This is a genomic window from Bradyrhizobium sp. AUGA SZCCT0105 (assembly GCF_018129565.1).
GTDB lineage: Bacteria > Pseudomonadota > Alphaproteobacteria > Rhizobiales > Xanthobacteraceae > Bradyrhizobium.
Genome location: NZ_JAFCMK010000007.1, coordinates 202,239 through 227,102, shown reverse-complemented (window position 1 = coordinate 227,102; position 24,864 = coordinate 202,239). Strand labels below are relative to the sequence as shown.

The 24,864-nt window shown below is 64.7% G+C and carries 23 protein-coding genes; 9 read left to right on the top strand and 14 right to left on the bottom strand.

Translation table 11 applies throughout. The features are described 5' to 3' along the window. Positions 1-46: 46 nt before the first annotated feature. Entirely contained in the window at positions 47-1,540 is a 1,494-nt protein-coding gene (locus tag JQ573_RS30040; RefSeq protein ID WP_212311891.1) for a M48 family metalloprotease, read from the bottom strand. Between the two features lie 53 nt (positions 1,541-1,593). Continuing rightward, entirely contained in the window at positions 1,594-2,316 is a 723-nt protein-coding gene (locus JQ573_RS30035; RefSeq protein ID WP_212312920.1) for a thermonuclease family protein, read from the bottom strand. 210 nt (positions 2,317-2,526) lie between these two features. Here JQ573_RS30035 and JQ573_RS30030 point away from each other — a divergent pair, with 210 nt between their 5' ends. The 4 genes from JQ573_RS30030 (at position 2,527) to JQ573_RS30015 (ending at position 7,754) form a co-directional block, all read left to right on the top strand. Continuing rightward, positions 2,527-3,732, top strand: coding sequence for an ABC transporter substrate-binding protein (locus JQ573_RS30030; protein ID WP_212311890.1), 1,206 nt, complete (start codon positions 2,527-2,529; stop codon positions 3,730-3,732). Between the two features lie 118 nt (positions 3,733-3,850). After that, positions 3,851-4,645, top strand: a complete 795-nt coding sequence (locus tag JQ573_RS30025) for an enoyl-CoA hydratase (protein ID WP_212311889.1) — start codon at positions 3,851-3,853, stop codon at positions 4,643-4,645. Positions 4,646-4,660: 15 nt separating this feature from the next. Continuing rightward, positions 4,661-5,416, top strand: a complete 756-nt coding sequence (locus JQ573_RS30020) for a hypothetical protein (protein ID WP_212312918.1) — start codon at positions 4,661-4,663, stop codon at positions 5,414-5,416. A 226-nt stretch (positions 5,417-5,642) separates the two neighbouring features. After that, the gene (locus JQ573_RS30015) at positions 5,643-7,754 is read left to right on the top strand and encodes an acetate--CoA ligase family protein (protein WP_212311888.1); all 2,112 of its coding nucleotides are present in this window, start codon (positions 5,643-5,645) and stop codon (positions 7,752-7,754) included. Between the two features lie 89 nt (positions 7,755-7,843). On the opposite strand, the gene JQ573_RS30010 is transcribed toward JQ573_RS30015, so the two are convergent. From JQ573_RS30010 to JQ573_RS29975, 8 genes are all read right to left on the bottom strand, one after another. Beyond that, positions 7,844-9,250, bottom strand: a complete 1,407-nt coding sequence (locus JQ573_RS30010) for a heme peroxidase family protein (RefSeq protein WP_249132517.1) — start codon at positions 9,248-9,250, stop codon at positions 7,844-7,846. Positions 9,251-9,754: 504 nt separating this feature from the next. Then, positions 9,755-10,555 carry an enoyl-CoA hydratase/isomerase family protein gene (locus tag JQ573_RS30005; RefSeq protein ID WP_212311886.1) on the bottom strand — a complete coding sequence of 267 codons (801 nt, stop codon included), beginning with the start codon at positions 10,553-10,555 and terminating at the stop codon, positions 9,755-9,757. Between the two features lie 17 nt (positions 10,556-10,572). After that, complete coding sequence (locus JQ573_RS30000; RefSeq protein WP_018269158.1) at positions 10,573-11,733, bottom strand: acyl-CoA dehydrogenase family protein; 1,161 nt, start codon at positions 11,731-11,733, stop codon at positions 10,573-10,575. Between the two features lie 30 nt (positions 11,734-11,763). Further along, the gene (locus JQ573_RS29995) at positions 11,764-12,831 is read right to left on the bottom strand and encodes an acyl-CoA dehydrogenase family protein (protein WP_212311885.1); all 1,068 of its coding nucleotides are present in this window, start codon (positions 12,829-12,831) and stop codon (positions 11,764-11,766) included. 230 nt (positions 12,832-13,061) lie between these two features. Next, the gene (locus JQ573_RS29990; RefSeq protein WP_212311884.1) at positions 13,062-13,913 is read right to left on the bottom strand and encodes an IclR family transcriptional regulator; all 852 of its coding nucleotides are present in this window, start codon (positions 13,911-13,913) and stop codon (positions 13,062-13,064) included. 2 nt (positions 13,914-13,915) lie between these two features. Then, positions 13,916-15,049, bottom strand: a complete 1,134-nt coding sequence (locus JQ573_RS29985) for an NADH:flavin oxidoreductase/NADH oxidase (protein ID WP_212311883.1) — start codon at positions 15,047-15,049, stop codon at positions 13,916-13,918. 58 nt (positions 15,050-15,107) lie between these two features. Continuing rightward, positions 15,108-16,325, bottom strand: a complete 1,218-nt coding sequence (locus JQ573_RS29980) for an ABC transporter substrate-binding protein (RefSeq protein ID WP_212311882.1) — start codon at positions 16,323-16,325, stop codon at positions 15,108-15,110. A 15-nt stretch (positions 16,326-16,340) separates the two neighbouring features. After that, complete coding sequence (locus tag JQ573_RS29975; RefSeq protein WP_249132514.1) at positions 16,341-17,969, bottom strand: AMP-binding protein; 1,629 nt, start codon at positions 17,967-17,969, stop codon at positions 16,341-16,343. A gap of 194 nt (positions 17,970-18,163) precedes the next feature. Between JQ573_RS29975 and JQ573_RS29970 the strand changes: the two genes are divergently transcribed. Both JQ573_RS29970 and JQ573_RS29965 read left to right on the top strand, forming a co-directional pair. Then, the gene (locus JQ573_RS29970) at positions 18,164-18,925 is read left to right on the top strand and encodes an N-acyl homoserine lactonase family protein (RefSeq protein ID WP_212311881.1); all 762 of its coding nucleotides are present in this window, start codon (positions 18,164-18,166) and stop codon (positions 18,923-18,925) included. A gap of 104 nt (positions 18,926-19,029) precedes the next feature. After that, a complete protein-coding gene (locus JQ573_RS29965; protein ID WP_212311880.1) occupies positions 19,030-19,812 on the top strand; it encodes an SDR family NAD(P)-dependent oxidoreductase in 783 nt (260 codons plus the stop codon). 93 nt (positions 19,813-19,905) lie between these two features. Here JQ573_RS29965 and JQ573_RS29960 read toward each other — a convergent pair whose 3' ends face one another. Together JQ573_RS29960 and JQ573_RS29955 are read right to left on the bottom strand one after the other, a co-directional pair. After that, positions 19,906-20,184: a GlsB/YeaQ/YmgE family stress response membrane protein gene (locus JQ573_RS29960; protein WP_212311879.1), complete on the bottom strand. Its 279-nt coding sequence runs from the start codon at positions 20,182-20,184 to the stop codon at positions 19,906-19,908. Positions 20,185-20,220: 36 nt separating this feature from the next. Next, on the bottom strand, positions 20,221-20,829 hold the full coding sequence (locus tag JQ573_RS29955; protein WP_212311878.1) for a YidB family protein: 609 nt from the start codon (positions 20,827-20,829) through the stop codon (positions 20,221-20,223). A gap of 177 nt (positions 20,830-21,006) precedes the next feature. On the opposite strand from JQ573_RS29955, the gene JQ573_RS29950 reads away from it, so the two are divergent. From JQ573_RS29950 to JQ573_RS29940, 3 genes are read left to right on the top strand one after another with little or no spacing between them, the layout of a single operon-like run. Next, the gene (locus JQ573_RS29950) at positions 21,007-22,014 is read left to right on the top strand and encodes a 2-dehydropantoate 2-reductase (protein ID WP_212311877.1); all 1,008 of its coding nucleotides are present in this window, start codon (positions 21,007-21,009) and stop codon (positions 22,012-22,014) included. Positions 22,015-22,070: 56 nt separating this feature from the next. Further along, on the top strand, positions 22,071-22,274 hold the full coding sequence (locus tag JQ573_RS29945) for a hypothetical protein (RefSeq protein WP_212311876.1): 204 nt from the start codon (positions 22,071-22,073) through the stop codon (positions 22,272-22,274). Positions 22,275-22,296: 22 nt separating this feature from the next. Then, positions 22,297-22,719 carry a CAP domain-containing protein gene (locus JQ573_RS29940; protein ID WP_212311875.1) on the top strand — a complete coding sequence of 141 codons (423 nt, stop codon included), beginning with the start codon at positions 22,297-22,299 and terminating at the stop codon, positions 22,717-22,719. A 110-nt stretch (positions 22,720-22,829) separates the two neighbouring features. Here the strand turns inward: JQ573_RS29940 and JQ573_RS29935 are convergent, their stop codons facing one another. Then, positions 22,830-23,486: a hypothetical protein gene (locus tag JQ573_RS29935; protein ID WP_212312916.1), complete on the bottom strand. Its 657-nt coding sequence runs from the start codon at positions 23,484-23,486 to the stop codon at positions 22,830-22,832. A 215-nt stretch (positions 23,487-23,701) separates the two neighbouring features. Further along, positions 23,702-24,799: a helix-turn-helix transcriptional regulator gene (locus JQ573_RS29930; protein WP_212311874.1), complete on the bottom strand. Its 1,098-nt coding sequence runs from the start codon at positions 24,797-24,799 to the stop codon at positions 23,702-23,704. Between the last annotated feature and the right edge of the window lie 65 nt (positions 24,800-24,864).

Sequence of the window (24,864 nt, the reverse complement as noted above, 5' to 3'; positions counted from 1 at the left end):
GGTCCCGGCGTTCGCCGGGACGACGGTGGTGAGGGTGCGTGCAGCCTCAATCCACCACGATCTTGACGCGGTCGCGCGGCTTCACCTGGGCGTGGGCGTCGAGGCCGTTGAGCACGCGGAAGCGCTCGGCCGGATGATCGACACCGGCCATGCGATGCGACAGCGATTCCACGGTGTCGCCGGGCTGCACGTTGATGACCTTGATGCGCAGCGGGCGCGCGGCCTGGATCTCGTCGAGCGTCAGGCGGCGGAACGAATTGACGGTCTCGCGCGCGTTGCGCTCGCTCTCGGTGGATTTCTGCTTGGCGGCGAAGATGAAACGGTAGACGTCGCTGCCGAAGCGCAGCGCGTAGACCTTGAACTGCCACTGGTCGCCATGCGCGGTGGCCGATGCCGCCGGAAAGCCGTTGATGTTGAGGTCCTCGGTCGAGGACTTCTCGACGCCTTCCATCCACCCGGAATTCAGGTAGTCGCCGAGCGACTGCTCAGCCGGCACCCGCACCACGTCGAAGCGCATCGCCTGGCTGCCGCCCTCGCGCACGCCGATCACCGCCTGCGCGGTGTTGTCGAGCGTGAAATTGTCGGGCGCGGTGAAGGTGAAGCCGAGCTTGGGATGGAGGAAGCGGCGGCCGCGCACGAAGCCTTCGCTAGGATCCTCGCCATAGACGATGTTGTCGATCGCGGCGAGATAGGTCTCGCGGTCACGCTCGTTGCTCTCGGGCGACGAGTATTGCCGCGCGGTGGTCTGCGCATTGGAGATGCGCTCCGGCGTTGCCGGATGCGACGAGGTGAAATCCTGCGCGCGCGGATCGAGCGCGGTCTTGCCGATCTTGAGCGCGGCATTGCGCTCCATCGCGGTCAGGAAGCGCGCCGCGCCGTAGGGATCGAAATGCGCGCGGGCGGCGATCCCGACGCCGATGCCGTCGGCCTCGAACTCCTGCTGCCGCGAGAAGCTCGCCATCGTCAGCTTGGTCTTGGCGAGCGCCAGCGCGGTGAGATCGGGATCGGTGCTCATGTCGGTGACGACGCGCGTCACCACCGCCGCCTGGCGCGCCTGGTCCTCGCGCATCGCGGCGTGCTTGGCCAGCACATGCGCCATCTCGTGGCTCAGCACCGAGGAGAGCTCGGAAGTGTCGCTGGCGAGCGCGATCAGGCCGCGCGTGACGTAGAGCTGGCCGGTCGGCAACGCGAAGGCATTCACCGCGCCGGAATTGAGGATCGTGACCTTGTAGGCCTGGTCGGGCCGTTCGGACGCGGCGACCAGCCGGTCGACGGTCTTGCCGATCAGCGCCTCGAGCTTCGGGTCGTCATAGGCGCCGCCATAGGACGACAGGATGCGCTCATGCTCGCGCTCGCTGTTGGGCGTCTGCTGCACCACCCGGTTCGGCTTCACCGGCGCCGCCGCCGCGGTTGGCGCGACCTGCTCGAAGCGGCCGACATTGCCGCAGGCCGACAGCGTCAGGGCCGCGCAGACGAGCGCCAGCGCAGCCGAAAGCCGGCGGCCAGTTCCATCTTCACGCGGTCCAGCGCGCTCAATCACGTCAAAAACCCACAACTTGTCCCGTAATCGGCCAGGCCGTGACCTGTGGGCCCCTAGTTCCCGCCGAGTACTTCAATCTGCCCCACCCGGAGCAATTCGATTCGCGGCCCACGTCGTGCTTCCACCCAGCCTCGGACACGAATCCTACGATTTTCCAGAGACTTGGGCGCAAGGCCAGCCGCCTCAAACGCAGGGACTATGCGCCTTGAAATAGTCAGAGCAAAGTCCCGTGTCCAGTTTCGGCCGAAATTCAGGTAGGTCGTCGCCCCCGCCTGGCGCACGGACAAAACCCTGCCCTCGACCACGGTAAAGCGCCCAATCCCGGCCAAAATATCGTCCGGACTTTCGGCGTTTTTTATGACCGCGGACTCGGCCCAGGTTCCCGATCGGGCGGCCCGCGCCTCGGCCTCCGCTGCCATCAGCGCCACGGCACAGTCCTTGTCGGCAATCTCGGACGACACCAGCGCGAGGCCCTGGCGCAGCAGCTCGCTTTGCACGGGATGCTCGCTGCCTTCGAGGAATGCGTAGGCCGGCTGCCGGCCGTAGCGGTCCGGCGTGTCGTCCTGTCCGCGCAGCGTCACCTCGCGGCCGACCAGCAGCGCCGACAGCGCTGCCATGGCCTTCGCCCGGTCCGCCACCTCGATGCCGGCGAGCTTGACCTCGCGACCGTCATCCAGCCGCAGGCTGCGCGCATCGATCACAGCAGCGACGCGACCTTCGCCCTGAATCTCGAAATTGCATCCGGCCGCATGACTTGCCCCGCAGGCAAGCAGCATCGTGTAGGCGAGGAGAGTGCCGCGAGCCAGCATCGACAGATTCTGCATCGACAATATCTGCATGGCTCGATCTTCGCACATCTTGACCATTCCGTTCAGCGGAAAACACGTGTCAGCTCCGCGGCTTGCCGCTCTGCATGGCATGCGGCATGATCCGGCCCTCGACACGGACCTGATGGAATGAGGTCTGTTCTTCAAGGGAGGATCTGAATGAGACGGGTTTTGGCCGGCGTGTTGGCCTGTGTGTTTGCGATCTCGGCGAATGCGTCGCTGGCGCAGGACAAGCCTCCGCTGAAGCTCGGCGGCATCCTCGATATGTCGAGCCTCTATGCCGACATCACCGGTTCGGGCAGCGAAACCGCCGCCAAGATGGCGGTGGAGGACTTCGGCGGCACGGTGCTCGGCCGCAAGGTCGAGATCGTGGTCGGCGACCATCTCAACAAGGCCGACCTTGCCGCCAACATCGCCCGCGACATGATCGACAACCAGGGCGTCGAGATGATTTTTGACGTCGCGGCGTCCGCGACGGCGCTCGCTGCCGGCGAGATCGCCAAGGCCCGCGGCAAGATCATCATGTTCAACGGCCCGGGTTCGATCCGCCTCTCCAACGAGGCCTGCGGCCCCTACACCGTGCACTACGTGTTCGACACCTTCGCGCAGGCCAATGTGACCGGCCTTGCCGCGGTGAAATCCGGCCTCGACACCTGGTTCTTCCTGACCGCGGATTACGCATTCGGCCAGGACCTCGAAAAGGACACCAGCAATGTCGTGGTGAAGTCGGGCGGCAAGGTGCTCGGCAGCGTGCGGCATCCGATCAACACCTCGGACTTCTCCTCCTTCCTGCTGCAGGCGCAGGCCTCGAAGGCCAAGGTGATCGGGCTCGCCAATGCCGGCGGCGACACCATCAACGCGATCAAGCAGGGTGCCGAGTTCGGCATCACCAAGGGCGGCCAGAAGATCTCGCCGCTCTTGGCTTTCGTGACCGATATCGACAGCGTCGGGCTCGAGACCGCGCAGGGGCTGCTGCTCGCGGAAGCGTTCTATTGGGATCTCAATGACGACACCCGCGCCTTCACCAAGCGCTTCATGGAGCGCACCAAGCGGGTGCCGACCTCGGCCCAGGCCGGCGTCTACTCCTCCGTGACGCATTACCTGCAGGCGGTGAAGGCCGCCGGCACTACCGATGCGGCCGCCGTCATGAAGGTGATGAAGGAGACCCCGATCAACGACATGTTCGCCAAGAACGGCAAGATCCGTGAGGACGGCCGCATGGTGCACGACATGTATCTGTTCGAGGTCAAGAAGCCGTCGGAGTCGAAGGGCCGCTGGGACGACTACAAGCTGCTCGCGACCGTGCCGGGTGACCAGGCGTTCCAGCCGCTGTCAGAGTCGCGCTGCCCGCTGGTGAAGAAGTGACGAAGTCATCCCGGGGCGATGCGCAGCATCGAACCCCGGATCTCGAGGTTCCGGGTCTGGTGCTTGCGCACCATCCCGGAACGACGGGGTAACCAACAACAACGAAAGGCAAAACGCCATGAGCGATAATCAGATGGTTCTCCAATCCCTCGACAAGGGCCTGCTCACCATCACCATGAACCGCCCGGATCGGCGCAATGCGCTCAATCCGGACATGACGCGCGGCCTGGTCGAGGCGGCGCGGCGGGCGCAGGACGATACCGAGGTGCGCGCGGTGCTGATCCGGGGCGCCGGCGGCACCTTCTGCGTCGGCGGCGACGTCAAGTCGATGGCGGAAGGCCGCGCGCCGCTGCCGTTCGAGGCCAAGATGGCGAATTTGCGCCGCGGCATGGAGGTCTCGCGCATCCTGCACACGATGCCGAAGCCCGTGGTGGCGCAGCTCGACGGTGCGGCGGCCGGTGCCGGGCTCTCGATCGCACTGTCCTGCGATCTGCGCGTCGCCAGCGCCTCCTGCAAGATCACCACGGCTTTTGCCAAGGTCGGCTTCTCCGGCGACTACGGTGGAACGTATTTCCTGACCAAGATGCTCGGCAGCGCCAAGGCGCGCGAGCTCTACATGATGTCGCCGGTGCTGTCGGCGCAGGAGGCCTATAACCTCGGCATGGTCTCCAAGGTGGTGCCCGATGCCGAAATCGAGGCCGAGACGCTGGAGCTGGCGCGGTCGCTGGCGCAGGGCCCGTCGGTGGCGCTCGGCTACATCAAGCTCAACATCAACAATGCCGAGACCATGACGCTGGAAGCCTGCTTCGACGGCGAGGCGATCCACCACACCCGTGCCGGCGAAACCACCGACCACAAGGAAGCGGCCAAGGCCTTCGTCGAGAAGCGCAAGCCCACCTTCCAGGGGCAGTAGGCCGTGACCAATCTCATGGCCGAGTACATGCGGTTGCGCCAGATCTGCCTGGTGGCGCCGCAGCTCGCGCCGGTGATCGCGGACATTTCTGCGATCATGGGCCTCGATGTCTGCTATCGCGACGGTAACGTCGCCAAATACGGCCTCGAGAACGCGCTGCTGCCGGTCGATACCATCCTGCTGGAAGTGGTCGCGCCGTTCCAGCCGGGTCCGGGCACCGCGGCCGGCCGCTTCATCGAGAAGACCGGCGGCCGCGGCGGCTACATGGCGATCTTCTGCTGTGAAGATCCCGACGCGCGGGGCGCCAAGGCCAATGCGATCGGCGTGCGCACCGCCAACGTGATCACGCACGCGCCCTATCACGGCGTGCAACTGCACCCGCGCGACTGCCGCGCTGCCTTCATCGAGTTCAATCACACCGACGGCAGCGACGATATTCTTGGGCCATATCCGCCGGCCGGCCCGGACTGGCAGAAGTCGATCCGCAAGGACACGACTTTGGCGCTGACCGAGGTCGAGATGCAGAGCCCCGAGCCCGAGGGGTTGGCGGCGCATTGGGGGAAGATCGTCGGCATTCCCGCGGCTGATGCCGTGGTGAAGCTGCCGAACGCGACCTTCCGCTTCGTCAAGGGCGACGGCGAGATCATGAGCGGCTTGACCTTTAAGGTCGCCGACAAGGCGAAGGTGCTGAATGCCGCGAAAGCGAGGGGCTGCGCGGTGAAGGGCGATGAATTCCAGCTTTGCGGCGTGACGATCAAGCTGACGGCATGATGTCGTAGCCCGGATTGCGCTCCGCTCCATCCGGGCTACGCGAAGATATCCTTCCCCGTCATCCTGAGGTGCGAGCGGAGCGAGCCTCGAAGGATGCACGGCCACAGACGGGCCGATTCATCCTTCGAGACGGCCGCATTGCGGCCTCCTCAGGATGACGGGGTAAGGTTGAGCCCGCGGCCGCTATCCAATATCGTCGAGCGCAATAACAACAGGGAACGCCCCCATGCCGCATCCGCTCGATTCCTTCTTCGCCCCAAAGAGCATCGCGCTGATCGGCGCCTCGCGCGATCACGAGAAGATTCCCGGGCGGCTGCTCGCGATGCTGCGCAAGAACGGCTATCCGGGCGGGCTCTATCCGATCAATCCGAACTATGACGAGATCGACGGGCTGAAATGTTTCAAGTCGATCGCCGACGTCGTCGCGCCGATCGATCTCGCCGTCATCGTCATTCCAGCGCGCGCGGTGCTGCCGGCGCTGGAGCAATGCGCGGCTGCCGGCGTCAAGAACGCGGTCATCATTTCGTCCGGCTTTGCCGAGGAGGGCGGCGACAGCGCAGACATGCAGGACGCGATCGTGGCGCTGGCGAAGCGGACGGGGATGCGGATCTCCGGTCCGAACGCCGAAGGGTTTTACAGCCAGGTGCAGAAGGTCGCCGCGACCTTCAGCCCGACCGTCGACGTCAAGCCGGATGCACCTGACTTGGCTGCGAGCCAACGGCGGATCGGTATCGTCGCGCAGAGCGGCGGCATCGGCTTTGCGATCTATCATCGCGCCAAGGCGCTCGGTGTCGCGCTCAGCTACGTCGTCAGCGCCGGCAATGAGAGCGATCTCGGCGCCGGCGAGTTCCTCGACTACATGGTGCAGGATCCCTCGACCGACGTGATCCTGCTGTTCATCGAGGGCATCCGCGACGTCGACAAGTTCCTGGCCGCGGCGAAGCGGGCGGCACAGCTCAGGAAGCCCATCATCGTAACTAAAGTGGGCCGCTCCGGTGCCGGCGAGCGCGCCGCAGCCTCGCACACCGCGAGCATGGCGGGCTGGTCGGCGGCCTATGACGCGGTGTTCGCGAAATACGGCTTCATCGTCTCCAACGACCTCGACGAGGCGGTGACGATTGCGGCCGTGTTGACCACCAATCCGCTGCCGAAAGGCGACCGTGTCGCGGTGCTGACGGTGTCCGGCGGCGCCGGCATCTGGGGCGCCGACACCGTGTCGATGCAGGGCCTGCGCGTGCCGGAGCTCTCAGTCGCGATCCAGAGCCAGATCAAGCAATGGATGCCGTCCTATGGCGCGGCGGGCAATCCGGTCGACGTCACCGCGCAGGGCGTCTCCTCGGGCGGCCTGCAGAAGAGCATCGAGCTGTTTGACGCGTCAGATGAAGTGGATGCGACCCTGGCCGTGCTGTCGCTGTCGAGCGAAACGCGGATGCCGTTCAAGGAAGCCGAGCTGAAGCCGGTGATCTCAAGGCAGAACAAGCCGGTGGTGTTCTATTCCTACACGCTGCCGTCGCAATTCGCGCGGCAGGAGCTTGCGAAATCGGGCGTGGTGGTGCTCTCGGGGCTGACCCATGTCGGCGTCGCGATGCGGCGGCTGGCGGACTATGCAGCCTTCAAGCCCACGCCGGAGATGGCGGCATCTGCCTCGCAGATGCGCGATCTTTCCGTGCATCTCACGGCGAAGACCCTCTCCGAACATGACAGCAAGTCGCTGCTGCGCGCGGCCGGCATCGCATTGCCGGACGAGGTGCTGGTGACCGACCGCGACGGGCTCGACGCGGCGATCGAGCGGGCCGGATTTCCGCTTGTCATGAAGATCCAGTCGCCCGCGATCGCGCACAAGAGCGAGGTCGGCGGCGTCCGCGTCAACATCGCCGCCAAGGGCGCGGCGTTCACCGCCTATCGCGACATGCTGGAGACGGTGCGGAAGGCGCGGCCGGAGGCATTGATCCAGGGCGTGCTGGTCGGGCCGATGGCGAAGAAGGGCGTCGAGATCATCGTCGGCACCATGACGGACGGTACATTCGGGCCGATGGTGATGGTGGGGCTCGGCGGCATCACGACCGAGCTGTTCAAGGACGTCGTTTATCGTCCGGCGCCGGTGAGCCCGGCTGAGGCGACCGCGATGCTGGAGACGCTGAAGGCTGCGCCGCTGCTGCACGGCTTCCGTGGTGCGCCGAAAGCCGATGGCGCGGCGCTGGCGCGGCTGATCTCGCAGATCTCAATGCTGGCAGCGCAGCATGCAAGCGAGATCGCCGACATCGAGGTCAATCCCGTGCTGGTGCACCCGGAGGGGCAGGGCGTGACGATCGTCGATGCGCTGGTGGTGCCGAAATAGCTTTCCCTTTCGTGACCCCGATTCTTGAGCCGCCGCGCAAACTGCGCGGCGGCTCAAGGGCTGCGAACCGGCTTGCCCCGCGCTCGGCGTTATTTTCCGAGAGCGATCCGGACGAGGTCCTTCAGCGCGAAATTGGGGCCGGATCCGGGGAACCAGTTCTTGTTCATGTTGAGGATCGAGCTGTTGTCACCGAACATCAGCCCGACGAAGACTTCCGCGACGATCCGCCCGCCGACCGGTCCGAGCCGCGGCGTCGTCACCTCGACGTCCGATTTGACCGGAATTTTCACCTTCACCGCGTGATGCATCGCCTCGGCGAGAATGTAGGTCCACAACGGACAATTCTTGCGGAAGACCGGATCCACCGAGAGGATGTTCGGCAGTGCGGTGTCGGGCTTGTCCACGCCCTGACCGATCAGAATCTCCTCGTCGTTGAGCGGCTGAACGCCCATCGCGTAGGCGATGTCCTGGCCCGACGGCAGGCCCAGTCGCCAGCCACGCAGCAGGTTGCGCTCCGCAAGCACCGACGGGTTGGAAGCGACCGCGGGGGGTAGATTCGCCAGCGGATTGACCAGCGCAGTATCGATGCGATAGGCGAACTGCAGCCGCTTGGCCTTGACCGCGTCGTCGCCGTCATAGTCGCGCGTGTCGATGTCGATGAAGCGGCCCCAGTCGATGGCCCAGGCCGGGTTCATCTCGCGGAAGCCGGTCAAGCCATCCTTGTTCTGGCCGCTCGGAAAGATCGGAAGCAGGACGCCGTCGTTCAAACGGTATCCCGGCCGGATCATCGAATGACCGAGCCGATAGCCCGCAACCGAGAACTCGACGGGCATGAAGGGCCCGTTCTTCCAGTGGAAGTATTTCAGCTTCGACTGGTCATATCGTCCGCCGGTCTTGAGCTGGTCGAGCACGCCGTGATCGACGATCCGCGGCAGGAAGTCGTACAGCACGATATACTGGTAGTAGTGTCGCACGATCCGTTGCAGGTCGGAGAATTCGGCGTCGGGGTGCCGCTTCAGCATCGCATTGTGAAAGCGATGAAACAGGCCCTGCAACTGCGAGACGATCGCGTTTTCGTCGTTGCGTGGATCGCCGATCAGGGCGCGTTTCACCGGCGCTCCGTTCCTCGGGAGGTCGTGGGCGTCTGGGTCGCTGGCGCCATGTATGGGGTTGCCGAGCAGGAAGCCGTTGCTGCCGTCATACAGATAGGGCTGGTCGTCCGGGCCGCGGCCGTAGATGCAGTCGAGATCGAATGCAGGCGTCCGGTAGTCGGTCAACGCATCCGGATCGTTGCGCTTCTGCAGTGAGCTGTTCGGGTCGAATGTCAGGTCGTGGTCGATGAACTGGCCGAAATACGTATAGAGCGCGGGGATCCCGCTCTCCTCGTCGTCGCGTCCGTCCTTCGCATCATCGGGGGGCGACGTCATCGTCTTCGCAAGCTTGGCAAGCGCGTTCTGCGCGTCGGTGTCGGTCTTTCCAAATGTCGCTGGCTCCATGCGGAACATGCGACCGAAGCGACCCTGAAAAAGCGGTGAACGGGCCGTTGTGGACAGCCCGCGAACGGGAACGGAATGCTTGGCAGTCATTGCGTTGCTCCATGCTGCGATGAATACGGAGCGCCCAATGTCGGACTGTATGGCCGGTAGCGGACTTCAAATGTGAATTATCTCTCAGGAGTCGCATAAATACATAATACCACTCATGATCGTTCGAATGGATTGTCCGGCGATCACGCGTGATGCATGCATCGCCGAGATTGAGGTTAATCCCGTGCTGATGCCATCCGGAGGGGCAGGGCGTGACGATCGTCGATGCGCTGGCGGTGCCGAGAAGTTAGCGAGCCATCTCCCGAGCGTCGTCCCGGGCTTGACCCGGGACCCATACGCCGCGGCCCGCGGAAAGGGCACAAGGGGAGACGGCTTGTCTCGCCACTCCCATCGGTGGCTACGGGTCCCGGCTTTCGCCGGGACGACCGTGTTGATAGAGCAGCGCTTGCGGTCTCACCGGCCCTTGAAGTTCGCGACGCGGCGCTCGGCGGTGGCTTTGACGCCTTCCTTGAAGTCTTCGGTCGCGCGCAGCTTGGTCTGCTCTTCGAGCTCATGGTTGGTCGCGGCGAGCACGCGGTCGGCGAGGCCGGCGCGCATGGTGGCGCGGGTTGAGACCAGGCCGAGCGGCGAGCATTCGGCGATCTCCTGCGCGAGCTTCATCGCCTCGGCGCGCACTTGGTCCTGCGGCACCAGCACGTTGGCGAGACCCCAGCGATAGGCCTCTTCGCCGGTGACGCGGCGGCTGGTGTAGAACATCAGCTCGGCGTTGTTCTTGCCGATCAGTTCCGGCAGCGTGGTGGTGAGGCCGAAGCCCGGATGGAAGCCGAGCTTGGTGAAGTTCGCCGCGAAGCGCGCCTCGGGGCAGGCGACGCGGAAGTCGGCCGACACCGCAAGGCCGAGGCCGCCGCCGATCGCGGCGCCGTGGATCGCCGCGACGATCGGCTTCTTGTTGCGGAAGATGCGCACCGCTTGAACATAGAGATGGTTGATCGGCAGGTTCGAGGCCGGATCGCTCTTGGCGCGCTCTTCCTGTTCCTGGCGGACAGGATCGCCGAAATTGGCGCCGGCGCAGAACGCCTTGCCTTGGGCGGCGAGCACCGAGGCGCGGATCTCGATGTTGTTGTCGAACTCCTCCAGCGCGTCGGCGATCTGGTTGATCAACGCGACGTCGAAGAAATTCAGCGGCGGCTTGCGGATCTCGATCAGGCCGACATGGCCGTGGGTTTCGACGCCGATATCAGTATATTTGGTCATGATCTGTCCTCGTTGAATTAACGCAAGCCCAAACCGCGGGCGATGATGCCGCGCAGCACTTCCGTGGTGCCGCCCTGGATCGTCAGCTTGGGCGCGGTCTTGATGGCGAAATCGAGCTGCTTCTCCAGTGTCTCGCGATTGGTCGCGGTCTCCTCGACGAACGCCGCGAGATCGCGGACGCGATGCGGCAGCTGCTGCTCCCACACCGTGCCGATGTCCTTGACGATGGAGGCCTCGACCACCGGCTCCTTGCCGGCCTGCAGCATGCCGGCGACCGACACCGACATGCGTCGCATGGTGTGGACCTGCGCGACCAGCCGTCCGATACCCTCGGCGCTGCGGGTGTCCGGGTTCTTGCCGACGGCGCGCACGAGCTCGGTGAGCACGTAATAGGTTTCGAGGAAGCGCTCGGGGCCGGAGCGTTCATAGGCGAGTTCGGACGTCGCCTGCTTCCAGGCGCCGTCGACTTCGCCCAGCACGTGATCGTCGGGTACGAAGTAGTCGGTGAACACCACTTCGTTGAATTCGAACTGGCCGGTGATCTGGCCGATCGGATTCACCTGGATGCCGGGCTGCTTCATCTTGACCAGGAACTGGGTCAGGCCGTGGCGGCGGTTTTCCTTGGTCGGCGGCGAGGTCCGGAAGATCGCGATCATGTAGTCGGCGATGTGCGCCGACGAGGTCCAGATCTTGGTGCCGTTGATCAGATAGCCGCCATCGGTCTTGGTGGCGCGGGTCTTCGCCGCGAACAAATCGGAGCCGGAGTTCGGCTCGCTCATGCCGATCGCGAAGCAGACCTCGCCGCGGCAGATGCGCGGCAGGATATCCATCTTGATGTGCTCGGGCGCGTATTTCAAAAGCACCGGCCCGCTCTGGCGATCGGCGACGAAGAAGCGCCGGGTCGGCGCGTTCGCCACCCGCATCTCCTCGGTCACCACATAGCGTTCGAGGAACGAGCGTTCCTGGCCGCCATATTTCTTTGGCCAGGTCATGCCGAGCCAGCCCTTGGCGCCGACGCGGCGGGAGAATTCCGGCGCGTCATTGTCCTCGCGGTTCGGCGCGTGGGGATCGAAGGTGCCGGCGGCGATTTCCTCGGCGAGGAAGGCGCGCACCTCCTTGCGGAGCTGCTCGCACTTTTCCGGCAGGCGGATCGGATCGAAACGAAGGGCTGCAGTCATGATGTCCAGTCCTGATCTTTCTGCCTGATCTCAGCGCGAAGCCACCAGAGGCCACAATTCATCGGCGCCACGCTCGGCGACGAGCTTGCCGAGCTCGACCGCCCAGTAGCTCTCCGAGCCGAAATCGTCGCGCCACGCCAATGCGCGCAGCGAATAACGGTGCAGGATGTGCTCGTTGGTGAAGCCGATCGCGCCATGCACTTGGTGCGCGATGCCACTGCCTTTCTCGGCGGCTTCCGAACAGCGAATCTTGGCCGCCGCCGCTTCGAGGAACACCGCGTCATTGTCGAACGATGCCGCACTGGCGATGGTGTCAGCCGCGGACGTCGCGGCGGCCAGCGCCGCGGCGGACTCGCCGGCGAGGCGGGCGAGGTTGTGCTGCACCGCCTGGAACTTGGAAATCTTCTTCTCGAACGCGACGCGTTCGTTGGAATAGCGCACCGAGATGTCGAGCATCGCTTCCAGCGCGCCTGCGATCTGGAGCGCCCGCACCACGCCGCCCATCAGCATCAGCGTGGTCTGGTCAAAACCCTTCGGCGCCGGCCTGGTCGTGACCGGCTGCACCTTGTCGAGCGTGACGGTGTCGTTGTGATCGCCACCGAGCCCGATGCCGGATTCGATCCGGCACTTCGCGGCATCGACCAGCGCGATCGAGATGCCGCCATTGCCATCAGCCAGCACCGCGAAATGTTTCGCGTCTTTCGCGAACGGTACGCCGCGGGCGCGACCGGAGAGCGAGCCGTCAGCGCCAACCGTGACGCGGTCCTTCGGGCTTGCCGGCAGCACGGTCATCTCGCCTTCCGGGGAGGTGATCTTGGCTTGCGTCAGCAGCCAGCCGGCCAGCATTGTTTCGGCCAGCGGAACAGCGATCGCATGCCGTCCGGCGACGTTGAGGACGCTGAAACCTTCCGCGAGACTGGCGCCGGAACCACCGAGATCATCGGGCACCCAGGACAGCGGCAGGCCGGCTTCGGTCAGCGCCCGCCACAGCGGCGCCTTCCATGCGCCGTGCTTGTCGTGATTGATGGTTTGGGCATCCGCGAGATCGGCGAAAATCTTTTCCGCGGTCTCGGCGACGATGTTCTCACTCTCCGCCACAGCGTTCCTCGTGTTGATTGGCTTGGGGCTCGCCGTTCGGCTGGCCCTGCTTGCGATGTTGTCTTGCGCTCAATGATGCGGAAAAGCCATAGCCGTGACAAGCGTTGCCCGCAGGGCCACTTGCGCGGATGGCATGAAGCCGGACGAGGCGCATGAATTCCGCATAGTGAACTTTCGACCGCCCCGGTTTGTATGCCACGCGCGGCAGTAAATTGACGGGCAACATGCGTTCAGTCCGCCAGATGAAACTCGATCGCCTTCCGCATCAGGTTGGCGAACTCGGTTTCCTGGGTGACCAGCGCATCGTTTAATCCGGCCACGCACAGCACAAGCGGCTCGTTTGATTCCGCTATCGGCGGCAGGTTCATGGCAACGGCGCCGGCGCCCGGCGTGACCAGGCCGAGCGAGAAGGCATGCCCCTTGGCGCGGACCTTCTTCAGCTCCAGCAGCAACGCCTTGATGTCGATCTGCCGATCGGGTCGCGGCTCGTTGGCGTTGATCAGGCGCACCAGGCGGCGGACCTCCTTGTCCGGATAGGCCGACAGCAGCGCGTAACCCGATGCGGATCGCGCCAGCGGCCGCAGCGTTCCGGCCTTGACATAGAGCCGCATCGGCAGTCTGGCCTGAACGATATGGACATACTGCGCGCTGAGCCCGTTGCGCACCGCGAGCATGATGGTCTCCCCGGTTTTCTCGGAGAGCTCGTTCATCAGATTGATCAGGCGCCCCCGCGTGAACAGCGCCGGGCTCAGCCAGTGCCCCAGCATCGAGATCCGCGGCGTCGGGATATAGGTGCGGCGGCTGGTGTCGTAATGCAGATAGCCGAACGCGGTCATCGTCCGCATCAGCGCCGAGGTGCTGGACTGCGGGAATTTGAGCGCGGCTGCGACCTCGATGGCGGAAGCGGCGCGCTGGTGCTCCTCGAAGAATTCAAGCACGTCGAACACGCGCCGCGCCGACTTGACCGCATTGTCCATCTTCGGCAGGTCGCGCGAGGTATCGCCGGGGAAATCGGGGCCGTCGAAAGACCGCGGGCCGGCGACCGCGCCGGCTTTCGCTGCATCTTTCTTCACCACCGGCATCGCTATCGTCCCTGCTGTGCCACCCGCCGCTTCAGCCACCAGCCATATTGCTCGGGCCAGCTCGTCCACTCGGGATCGCATCCGAGCGCGAGTGCTGTCTGCGCGGGCCAGTTCGGATTCCACAGCAGTTCGCGGCCGAGCGCAATAAGCGTCGCCTTGCCGTCCCGCAAGATGGCTTCGGCGTAGTCCGGCTCGCGGATCAGCCCGACCGCGACCGTCGGCATGCCGGCCTCCTTCTGGATGCGCTCGGCGAACGGCACCTGGAAGCCCGGAGTACGCGACACCAGCGAGTTGCCGCGCGGCAGCTTCATGCCGCCCGATGAGCAGTCCACCATGTCGATCCCGATCGCCTTCAGCTCGGTGGCAAATGCGATCGAGTCTTCGATCGACCAGCCGATGTCGACGCCGTCGACCGACGAGATGCGGACGAAGGCGGGCAGGTGGTCGGGCCATTCCTCGCGCATGATGCCTGCGATCCGCAGCGGCAAACGCATGCGATTTTCGCGCGACCCGCCATACTCGTCGTTGCGGTTGTTGGCGAGTGGCGACAGGAAGGAGTGCATCAGGTAGCCGTGCGCGCAGTGCAGCTCGATGACGTCGTAACCCGCAGCCCTGGCACGGCGAAACGCCTGGCGGTAGTCGTCCACCAGGGCATCGATCTGCTCTGACGTCAGCATCTGCGGTGCCGGCCAGCCGTCGTCGAACGGAATGCCGCTCGAGGCCGCGATCCGCCACGGGCCTTCACCGCGGGCCGTGATGTCGGCTTCGCCGAGCGGATTGCCGCCTTCCCACGGCCGCTGCGCCGAGCCCTTCCGGCCGCCATGCGCGATCTGGATCGCGGCCTTGGCGTTGAAGCTGTGGATCAGCGCAGCGAGGGCGGCATGATCTGCGATGTGCGTATCATCCCAGATGCCGAGGCAGCCATGGGTGATGCGTCCCTGGATGTTCACCGAGCTCTGCTCGACGAACACGAGACCAGCGCCGCCGGCGGCGAGCTTGCCGATATGCGCGGTGTGCCAATCGGTGGCGCGCCCGTCCTGCGCCGAATAGGTCGCCATCGGCGAGACCATGATCCGGTTCTTCAGTTCGAGGTCGCGGAGTTGCAGCGGGGTAAAGAGCAGCGGCAGTTCGGTCATGCGATGTCCAGCCTTGCTTGTGATTTCTTGCCTGTGGTCCTGCGAATTCGTGAGAGCATCATTTCTTCAGCAGCGGGCATGCGCTCTCCTCTGGCGTCGCAAAGGCCTCCTTGCCCGGGATGACCTGAACCAGTTTCTCGTAATCCCAGGCGCCCTTGGATTCCGCAGGCGATTTCACCTGCACGAGATACATGTCGTGGATCAGCTGGCCATCCGCGCGCAGGAAGGCATTGCGGGCAAAGAAGTCGTCGATCGGCATGTCCTTCATCTGCGCGATCACCTTGGGGCCGTCGTCGGTGCCGGATTTCTCCACCGCCTTGAGATAGTTCATTACTGCGGAGTAGAGCCCGGCCTGCACCATGGTCGGCCGCTTGTTGGTCCTGGCCATGAAGCGCGCGGCGAAGTCGCGGGTCTTGTCGTCGAGATCCCAATAGAACGCGGTCGCGAGCTGCAACCCCTGGGCGGTCTGCAAGCCGATCGCGTGAATGTCGCTAGTCTGCATCAGGAAGGCCGCCAGCTTCTGCTGCTGCGCCAGACCGAATTCCTGCGCCTGCCGGATCGAATTGGCGAGGTCGCCGCCGGTGTTGGCAAAGGCGATAACATCCGCCTTCGAGCTCTGGGCCTGCAGCAGATACGACGAGAAATCCATGCTGTTGAGCGGATGCCGCACCTCGCCCGCGATCGTGCCGCCGACCTTCTCCACGGTCTTGGCTGCATCGTTGCGCAAAGCGTGCCCGAAGGCGTAGTCGACCGTGACGAAGTACCAGCCCTTCGCGCCTTCCTTGGCCAGTGCCCGAACTGTGCTGTTGGCGAGCGCATAGGTGTTGTAGGTCCATTGCACCGAATTGGCCGAGCAGCCCTTTCCGGTCAGATCGGAGGAGCCGGCCGACGATACCAGCATCGCCTTGTTCTTCTGCTTGGTGAGTTCGAGCACGGCGAAGGCGACGGCGGAATTGGCGAAATCGACGATGACGTCGACATTCTCCTGCTCATACCAGCGCCGCGCGATGCCGGCGCCGATGTCGGCCTTGTTCTGATGGTCGGCATCGACCATCGCGATCGGTTTGCCCAACACCTTGCCGCCGAAATCCGCGATCGCCATCCGCACCGCCTCGACCGCGCCGGGGCCGGCAGCGTCGGCATAGAGGCCGGCCTGATCGGTCAGCACGCCGATCTTCACCATATCGTCGGAGGTCTGCGCGTGCGATGGCGCGGCTGCGAAGGTGGCCGTCAGCAACGCAGCGCTCGCGGCGATCCATCCGTAACTCGATGTCATTGTCCCTGGTTTCCTCTAGTTCGATTGCCTTATGGCGTTGGTCTTTTCTTGCCGCAGGTCGATCATGCCGGGATGCGACAGCGGGTCTTTGTCCGGGCCGAGCAGCGTGTGCTTCTGGATCTTGTTGGTCGAGGTCAGCGGCAGTTCGCCGACGAAGGCGATCCACGCCGGCAGCTTGAACGGCGCAAGGCGCTCGCGGCAGAAGTGGAAAATGTCCTGCGCAAGTTCGCGCGACGCGGCGGCGCCGTCGTTGATCACGATGAAGGCCGCAACCTCCTCGTCGCGGATTGGATCGCGCGCGGCGACGACGGCCGCCTGTTTGACCAGGTCGGATGTTGTCAGGACGGCCTCGATCTCCGCCGCCGAGATGTTTTCCCCGGCGCGCCGCACCAGATGCTTCAGCCGGTCGACGAACACGAACGCGCCATCCTCGTGCTGCCAGGCGCTGTCGCCGGTGTGAAACCAGCCACCGCGCCAGGCCTGCTCGGTGGCCTCGGGGTCTTTCAGATAGCCCGAGAAAAAGCCGCGCCGCGGCGTCGCTTCGGAATGGCGCACGCAGAGTTCGCCGACCGCGCCCGGCGGCAGCGCATTGCCGTCGGCATCGAGGATGGTCATCTCGAGGCCCGGTACGCTGCGGCCGATCGTGTTGGTTTCGAGATGGCGCGGCTTGGCCGTGTTGAAGGGGCTGCGTCCGGTCTCCGTCATGCCCCAGCCCTCGACGAAGGGGATGCCGAAGCGTTCGCGGGCTCGCGCGCGTTGCTCGGGGTTGGCGCCGACGCCCATCGAGAAGCGCAGCGCATGGGCCTTCTCGTCCGGCGTTTCCGGCTGGGCGAGCAGGGCCGCGACGATCACGCCGAGATAATGCAGCACGGTTGCGCGGCAGGAGACGATGTCGCGCCAGGCCGATTTCGCGTTGAAGCGCTCCGGCAGGATGAGGCAGCCGCCGGTCAGCATCATCGCGATCGGGGTCAGCGTCAGGCCGGCCATGTGGAATAGCGGCAGCGGGCTGTAGAGGCGCTCCGTTCCGGCATGATACGTCGCCTCGCCGCCGTGGCTGACGTACCAGCGGCCGGTCGAGACCACATATTCGTTGGTCAGGATGCAGCCCTTCGGACGCGCCGTTGTGCCCGACGTGTAGAGCAGCGCGGCCTCGGTCTCGCTTCCCGGCTCGCCGGCGTGCGGTGGCGGTCGCCGGACAAGCGGGATTTTCTGCACACTCGCGCCGAGATCGTCGCCGGATACCTCGAGCACGGGCACAGTGCCGATCAGCGCCTTCTGCAACTCCTTCTGATCGTGCAGCGTGATGATCAGGTCGGGTTCGGCATGCGCAATCAGATACGCAATCTCCGCCGCACGATAGGCCGGGTTGATCGGAACGATCGAGACCCCGAGGCCGTTGAGCGCCAGCCAATGCACGATGAAATCCGGCCGGTTCTCCAGCAACAGGCAGGCGCGGTGTCCGTGACCGAAGCCGGCTGCGCGGTAGTGTTCGCGCAATGCGCAGACCTGCCGCGCAATGTCGCCATAGGACAGTTCGACGCCATCGGCAAAATAGCCGCGGTCGGGACGCGCGGGAATGCAGAGGAAGGGTTTGAACGCTGCCGCATCTGCAGTCGCAGCGAACACGCTGAACACGGTGTACATCGTAGCGAAGCTTCCCTCTGGCGGCCGCAGGTCGATGTCAACGATGCCGGTCCATAGAGAGCTGCTTCGTTGAGCGCGTTGCCGCGATCGCGGCGTTGCGCGGAAGCTATAAGGGCGGGTAATGTGCTGTCAAATTGATTATGAGTTTCCAAAAAACTCATATGTAGTTTGAGGCCAAATCGGGAGGTAACGAGATGAAGATGCATATGCTGTCGGGCGGGCGTTTGCGGATGTCCAGGCGGACCTATCTGCCTGATGCCGCACGCGGCGAGATGATCGATCTGCCGGTCGCCTGCGTGCTGTTGCGGCACACGCAGGGCAATGTGCTGTTCGACACCGGATGCCATCCCGATGTCGCGACCGATCCCGAAGGGCGGCTCGGCACGCTCGCCAAATACATGCAGCCGATCATGCCGGCAGACGATCATGTGCTGACGAGCCTGAAGGCCGTTGGCCTTGGCCCCGACGATATCGATGTGGTGATCTGCTCTCACCTGCACACCGATCATTGCGGCTGCAACGCCTTCTTCAAGAAGGCGACGATCTTCGTTCACGCGCTCGAGGTCGAGGCCGCGAACGCCGATAACGCGCTCGAGCGCGGATACATCAAGGCGGATTGGGACCATCCGTTGAAGATGGAAATCTTCGACCGGCAGATGGATGTGTTCGGCGATGGCAAGTTGACGCTGGTGCCGCTGCCCGGACATTCGAAGGGAACGACCGGCGCGCTGGTCAAGCTGGATCAGAGCGGCGAATATTTGCTCGCATCCGACGCGCTCAGCGTGCGCGCCAATCTCGATCAGCGGACCTCACCGAGGAACAGCCTCGACGTCGACCAGTTCCTGCACTCGCTCGACGAGATCGCCAGGCTCGAGGCATCCGGCGTCAAGATCATCTGCGGGCATGACGACGCACAGTGGGCCAGCCTGCAAAAGGGTCCGAACGCGTATACCTGAGGCCCTGTACGTGAGGTTTTGGCGCGGTTTGCAGATGGCATCCCGCGCGATATGGTATGCCGCCGCCGGAGTTCATCTGGCTCACAACAACAAGGAAAATGCAGATGTCCAAGGATGGTTTGTGCGCGATCGTGACGGGATCGGCATCGGGCCTCGGCGCCGCCACCGCGCAAATCCTCGCCACGCAGGGCGCGCGCCTCATCATCAACTATTCCAACAGCAAGGCGGAAGCCGAGGCGACCGCGGAAGCCTGCCGCAAGCAGGGCGCCGAAGTGCTGGTGGTGCAGGGCGACGTCTCGCGCGACGAGGACTGCAAGAAGATCGCAGCCGCCGCGCAGGGCTGGGGCCGCCTCGACGTGCTGGTCAACAATGCCGGCACCACGAAGCATGTGCCGCATCACGATCTCGACGGCCTGACGGCGGAGGATTTCCAGCGCATCTATGCCGTCAACACCATCGGCCCGTTCCAGATGGTCCGTGCCGTGCGCGCTCTGCTCGAGACCGGTGCAAAGGCATCCGGCCGTCCCTCGGCGGTGGTCAACGTCTCCTCGATCGCCGGCATTTCCGGCGGCGGTTCGTCGGTGGCCTATGCCGCGAGCAAGGGCGCGCTCAACACCATGACGCAGTCGCTGGCGCGCGCGCTGGCGCCGTTGATCCGCGTCAACACGGTGTGCCCGGGCTATATCGATACGCCCTGGTTCACCAAGGGCCGCGGCGAGGACGGCGCGAAGCAGGTGCGTGATACCGTGATCGCGCGTGTCCCGCTGAAGGTCGCGTCAACGGCCGAAGATATCGCCAATCTCGTCTGCTTCCTGGCGAGCCCGGCGTCGAGCAACATGACCGGCGAATTCGTCCGCATGGACGCCGGCATGCATCTCATTCAGTGAGCTAGCCATCCACGTCTTCGGAGTGGTTGCAGAAACGAAAATGCCCGGGCAGGCCCGGGCATTTTGATTTTGAACCAGTGTTCGGCTACGGCGTCACCTGTTGCCGATGTCCGGGATCACGCGCGCCGCGACCAGCCGGTTCCAGATGAACAGCACCACCAGCGCGCCGATCGTGGCGGTGATGAAGCCGGCGCCCTGTTCAGGACCGTAATGGCCGATGGCCTGGCCGATGAAGGTCGCGAGAAACGCGCCGACGATGCCGAGCACGGTGGTGAGAATGAAGCCGCTTGGATTGTTGGGTCCCGGCGACAGGAGCCGCGCAATGATCCCCGCGACAAAGCCGACGATGATGACCCAGATGATGCCGCCCATGACTGTCGTCCTCCTCAGATGGAATCAACGCTGGCGCTAAAGCCGGCCGTTCAGCTCGTCGCCGCTCGGCAGCCGGCCGTCCGGCGTCAGATGATTGATCGCGTCGGGCAGATACTGGCTCAGGCCCTGCAGCAATTGGTCGCGCGACATGCCGCTCTGCGACGCCAGCGAGTCGATCTGGTCGGCGCCGAGAGCGTTGGCAAGATCGCCGGGCGCGATCTGCTTGTTGGGGCCGTTGCTGACCCAGGAATTGGCCGCGTCGCCGTGGCCCTTCTGCTGCAATTGGCTGAGCAGATCGCCGAGGCCGCCGCTGAGCACGGTGCCGGCTGCGCCGCCGGCGAGCAGGCCGCCAAGGCCGCCCTTGAGCAGATCACCGAGCCCGCCACCACCGGCGCCGCCGGGCAGGCTCGCGGTGACGTTGCCGGGGAGTGACGGCGCTTGCGCTGGCGTCGGCGGAGGGGCGGTTGCGCCCGGTTGGCCGCCGGAGAAATGCTTGACCGCCTTCCAGGCGAGCAACGCCAGGATGGCCATCGTCATCGGCGACATTCCGCTTCCGCCGCCGCTGGAGCTGTCGGATGGTGTGCTTGGCGCGCTTGGACCGCGTGGGCCGTTCTGCATGCCGTTGAGTACGTCGAGTAAACCCATGATCGTCTCCTGCCGCAACCGTGCCCCGAGCCGGAAACATAGCTTCGGGCCATGACGGTTACAAGGCGGGCCACCCGGGGCGGCGGCGCGTGGAAATAGGCAGGCAACCCCAGTTCTGCTATCGAGCTCTGCTATCGAGGTCTGCTATCGAGCCCTGATGAACGGACATTTAGCCAGATGAACGCGGACCGGCCGATCGCCATCGCGGGCGCCGGAAGCATCGGTTGCTTCGTCGGCGGCATGCTGGCTGCGTCCGGCCGCCGCGTCGTGCTGCTGGCGCGGCCGCGGTTGATCCAGGAGATCGCAGGCAACGGCTTGCGGGTCAGCAGTTTCGACGGCTCGGAGCGGATGGTATCCGCGGACCGGCTCGTTCTGTCCGACGATCCGTCGAGCCTGCGCCACGTCGAGACGGTGCTGGTGACGGTGAAGAGCGCCGATACCGCCGAGATCGCCGAATTGATCGCGCGCCACGCGGCTGCCGACGCCGCGGTGATCAGCCTGCAGAATGGCGTCGGCAATGTGCCGCTGCTGCGCGACCGCCTGCCGGGCCGCAAGGTGCTCGGCGGCATGGTGCCGTTCAATGTGGTCGCGCTCGGCGACGGCCGCTTCCATCGCTCGACCTCGGGCGACATCGTGATCGCGCAGGACGATGCCGGCACCGCCGCGCGGCTTTCGGTGCCGGGCCTTGCGATGAAGGCGACCTCCAACATCGACGGCGTGCAGTGGGGCAAGCTGATCGTCAATCTCAACAACGCGCTCAACGCGCTGTCCAACATTCCGCTGCGGCAGCAGCTCGCACAGCGCAGCTGGCGACAATTATTCGCCGACCAGATGGCCGAGGGTTTGGCCGCGATCCGTGCCGAAGGGATTGTGCCGGTGTCGCCGACGCCGCTGCCTTCGAGCTGGATGCCGGCATTGCTGCGGCTGCCTGACGCGCTGTTCGACATGCTGCTCGGCCGCACCATGAAGATCGATCCCGAAGCGCGCTCCTCGATGTGGGAGGATCTGCAACGTGGCCGGCGCACCGAGATCGACTATCTGCAGGGCGTGATCACCGCGATCGCGGATCGCCGCGGGCTGGAGGCGCCGCTGTCGAGACGTATCATCGCGCTGATCCGGAAGGCGGAGGCCGACGGCAAGGGGTCGCCGGGGCTGACGCCGGAGCAGATTCGCGATGGCCGCTGACCGTGAGCGCCGACGATCGTCTGGCATAGCGTTCGGATAACCGAGGAGGTGACATCATGAAACGATCCTGCATCATGCTGCTCACGTTTGCTGCGCTTGGCACCGTGCCGGTCCGCGCCGCGCCGCCGACCGTGACACCTTCACCAGGCTATGATGCGCGTTTGCAGGAGCAGCGCGCGGCGGCGGCGTCGAGCCAATCGGTCAGGCCTGCGCGCAAACCGGTCACGCATCGACACAACAAGCGCGGTCGCGCGCACTGATCCATTGCAGAGAAGACCTCAGATGAAGCTGCTGTTCCTCGCGCTCACCTTCGTGCTCGGCATCGCTACGACTGCCGACGCCGCCGACTATGCCGGTTCGATCAGTGCCTACCGACGCGCCAACGGCATGCCTGCGGTGAAGCTCGACGCGAAGCTGAATGCGATGGCGCTGAAGCAGGCGCAGGCGATGTCGGTGACCGGATCGGTCAGCCACTCCGCGGGCGGCAGCTTCTTCACCCGCATCGCGCCGCTGAAGAAGCAGCGCGCCGCCGAAAATATCGGCGCCGGTTTCATCGCCTTCGCCGAGATGCTGAAGCAGTGGGAGAACTCGGCGGGGCACCGCGAGAATCTGCTGATGCCGGGCGCGAAGCGCGTCGGCGTGGCCTTCGTCGACAATCCGAAGTCGCCGTACCGCAGGTTCTGGGCGATGGTGATTACCGATTGACCATAGCGTTTTCGAGCGAAGTGGACGCCGGTTCGCGTGAAGAAAACGCGTCAAAACAAGAATCTAGAGCACTTCGGTTCTGATTCAATCAGAACCGAAGTGCTCTAGCGTCAGTTTCGCTTCGCAACCTTGGTCGGCGGCGGAGATGCCGGCGTGAACAATTTCTTCAGGCCGTCCAATCCTTCGGAAAGCCGCGGCCATTCGCAGGAGAACGTACCCTTCACGCAACTCGCTGCCTGCGGCCGTACCCTGGGAAGAGGGGCAGCAGCAACCCGCGGCTTGACCGGCCGTGCGACCGGGGCCGGGACTTTCGCCGGCTCGCTGTGCACCGGCTCGCCGTGCAGTGACGCCTGCTGAAGCGGCGGCGGCCGCACCGGCTGCTTTTCCTGCCGCTCGAGCTGCTTGGCATTGAACGCCGCGACGATGCTCGAGCGGCGCTCCTTCTCGAGATAACCGGTATATTCCTGGTCGATCTTCCTCTGCTCGTCCGGCGTCGGATTGGGGCCGGCGATGTCGAAGCTGCGGTCCTGCATGAAGTCGTAATAGGTGTAGCCGCCGCCGGGCTTGCGGCGTCCGGCAAACTTGGCATTGCAGTCGGCGAGTTGCGCGGTCTTGTCTTCCCTGGACTTCGCCTTCTCGGCGAGGTCGGCGCAATCCTCAAAATCCTTCGGCGCGCTGCGCCACCATTGCGCGTGCGCGGTCGTCGGCGCCAGCGCGAACGCGGCGACAAAAGTGGCAATAGCCAACGTCGATGATCGTGACGGCATCACGGACATTGCAACCAAATCCGAACGACACAGAGTGACCAGATTGTCGCCATTTTAGTGACGCTTGTCACCCCGGAACCGGACGATTTCCCTGATCATTTAAGTCGCAGATCAGCCGTTGGGCTGATCGAGTAATCGCTGTACGCAATTGCAATTTATCAAGAATTCTTACCGTAACGGCGCGCCGGAAATTGGAACAATTCGCCTCGAATAGTTCATTTCACCCGGTGCAGCAATGCGACGAGTTCCGCCTGCCGATGCGTGCCGGTCTTCTGGAAAATCGTCTTGAGCTGATTGCGCGCGGTGGCAAGGGCAATGCCGGCTTCCCGTGCGGCCGCCTCGATCGAATCGCCGCGCGCAAGTCGCGTGGCAAGGCGCGCTTGCGCCGGCGTCAGCTCGAACGCCGCCGCCAGCAGCGCCTGATCGAATGCGGCGTTGCCCTCGAGATCACGGATCAACAGGATCGCGCGCGCGCCCAGGAACGGTGAGCGTGCGGCCGGAGGCACCGGCTGCATCTGGATCACGATCGGCCGCTTGTCGATCCTGCGCACCACGATCGGCGATGTCGGGAGCGGGTGCAGGTCCGAGCTGTGGGCCAGCAGATCGATCAGCCTGGTCAGATCGATATTGGCCTGCCGGTCGAGCAAAGTGAGGCGGTTGTTGCGGATCGCAAGTTCATGGCCGAGGCAGGCTTCCGCCTGGCTGTTCATGCCGATGACGGCGCCGAAGCGGCCGACGGCAATCGCCGCGACCTGGATCAGGTCGAGCGCGCTGGTGATGCCCGAGATTGCGGAGCGCCCGACGACGGTGGACAGCGTCGCGGCTTCGGTCAGCCGCGCCGATATTCTCGAGAGTGCCTTGACCTCGTCGGCATCGAACATGCCTTCCTTTGGCGTGCGCTGGATGCTCAGCGCCCACAATGCCGGGCCGGCGCGGAAGCCGATCCCCGCGAACCATTTCAGCCCGAACTCGCCGAGCGTGGCATAGAGCGGGTCGCGCAGCATCTCGGTTTCGCCGCCGAACAGGTCGGCGTCGGTGATGACGTTGGTGCCGGCGAGCATCAGCGGCACGCCGCGCGCCGCGCGAATGTCGGTGAGATGAAAATTCTGCGGGAAGTAGGTCTTGGTGAAATAGTCGGTGATCGATTGCGTGCGCGGAATGTCTTCGGTGCGGATATCGCTCTGAAGCATCGCAGCCCCGGTCGCGCCGACGGCCGCGCAGACCTCGTCCATAAAGGACGGCCAGGTCGCGGGATCGAGAACCACGTCGCCAAGGCGCGCGGTCACGTCGTCCAGCCTGTGCACGTCGACCAAAGGCTCAGCTCCGCCTGATGCTGTTTTTGTTGTTTCACAGGACGAAACAGGTCGGACCCGTTTGC

What these genes read in the sequence shown, in the direction of transcription:
- JQ573_RS30035 (WP_212312920.1), bottom strand. Translation starts at nt 2,316, where the DNA reads ATGCTGCTTGCCTGCGGGGCAAGTCATGCGGCCGGATGCAATTTCGAG.
- JQ573_RS30030 (WP_212311890.1), top strand. Translation starts at nt 2,527, where the DNA reads ATGAGACGGGTTTTGGCCGGCGTGTTGGCCTGTGTGTTTGCGATCTCG.
- JQ573_RS30025 (WP_212311889.1), top strand. Translation starts at nt 3,851, where the DNA reads ATGAGCGATAATCAGATGGTTCTCCAATCCCTCGACAAGGGCCTGCTC.
- JQ573_RS30020 (WP_212312918.1), top strand. Translation starts at nt 4,661, where the DNA reads ATGGCCGAGTACATGCGGTTGCGCCAGATCTGCCTGGTGGCGCCGCAG.
- JQ573_RS30015 (WP_212311888.1), top strand. Translation starts at nt 5,643, where the DNA reads ATGCCGCATCCGCTCGATTCCTTCTTCGCCCCAAAGAGCATCGCGCTG.
- JQ573_RS30010 (WP_249132517.1), bottom strand. Translation starts at nt 9,250, where the DNA reads ATGGAGCCAGCGACATTTGGAAAGACCGACACCGACGCGCAGAACGCG.
- JQ573_RS30005 (WP_212311886.1), bottom strand. Translation starts at nt 10,555, where the DNA reads ATGACCAAATATACTGATATCGGCGTCGAAACCCACGGCCATGTCGGC.
- JQ573_RS30000 (WP_018269158.1), bottom strand. Translation starts at nt 11,733, where the DNA reads ATGACTGCAGCCCTTCGTTTCGATCCGATCCGCCTGCCGGAAAAGTGC.
- JQ573_RS29990 (WP_212311884.1), bottom strand. Translation starts at nt 13,913, where the DNA reads ATGCCGGTGGTGAAGAAAGATGCAGCGAAAGCCGGCGCGGTCGCCGGC.
- JQ573_RS29985 (WP_212311883.1), bottom strand. Translation starts at nt 15,049, where the DNA reads ATGACCGAACTGCCGCTGCTCTTTACCCCGCTGCAACTCCGCGACCTC.
- JQ573_RS29980 (WP_212311882.1), bottom strand. Translation starts at nt 16,325, where the DNA reads ATGACATCGAGTTACGGATGGATCGCCGCGAGCGCTGCGTTGCTGACG.
- JQ573_RS29975 (WP_249132514.1), bottom strand. Translation starts at nt 17,969, where the DNA reads ATGTACACCGTGTTCAGCGTGTTCGCTGCGACTGCAGATGCGGCAGCG.
- JQ573_RS29970 (WP_212311881.1), top strand. Translation starts at nt 18,164, where the DNA reads ATGAAGATGCATATGCTGTCGGGCGGGCGTTTGCGGATGTCCAGGCGG.
- JQ573_RS29965 (WP_212311880.1), top strand. Translation starts at nt 19,030, where the DNA reads ATGTCCAAGGATGGTTTGTGCGCGATCGTGACGGGATCGGCATCGGGC.
- JQ573_RS29960 (WP_212311879.1), bottom strand. Translation starts at nt 20,184, where the DNA reads ATGGGCGGCATCATCTGGGTCATCATCGTCGGCTTTGTCGCGGGGATC.
- JQ573_RS29955 (WP_212311878.1), bottom strand. Translation starts at nt 20,829, where the DNA reads ATGGGTTTACTCGACGTACTCAACGGCATGCAGAACGGCCCACGCGGT.
- JQ573_RS29950 (WP_212311877.1), top strand. Translation starts at nt 21,007, where the DNA reads ATGAACGCGGACCGGCCGATCGCCATCGCGGGCGCCGGAAGCATCGGT.
- JQ573_RS29945 (WP_212311876.1), top strand. Translation starts at nt 22,071, where the DNA reads ATGAAACGATCCTGCATCATGCTGCTCACGTTTGCTGCGCTTGGCACC.
- JQ573_RS29940 (WP_212311875.1), top strand. Translation starts at nt 22,297, where the DNA reads ATGAAGCTGCTGTTCCTCGCGCTCACCTTCGTGCTCGGCATCGCTACG.
- JQ573_RS29935 (WP_212312916.1), bottom strand. Translation starts at nt 23,486, where the DNA reads ATGCCGTCACGATCATCGACGTTGGCTATTGCCACTTTTGTCGCCGCG.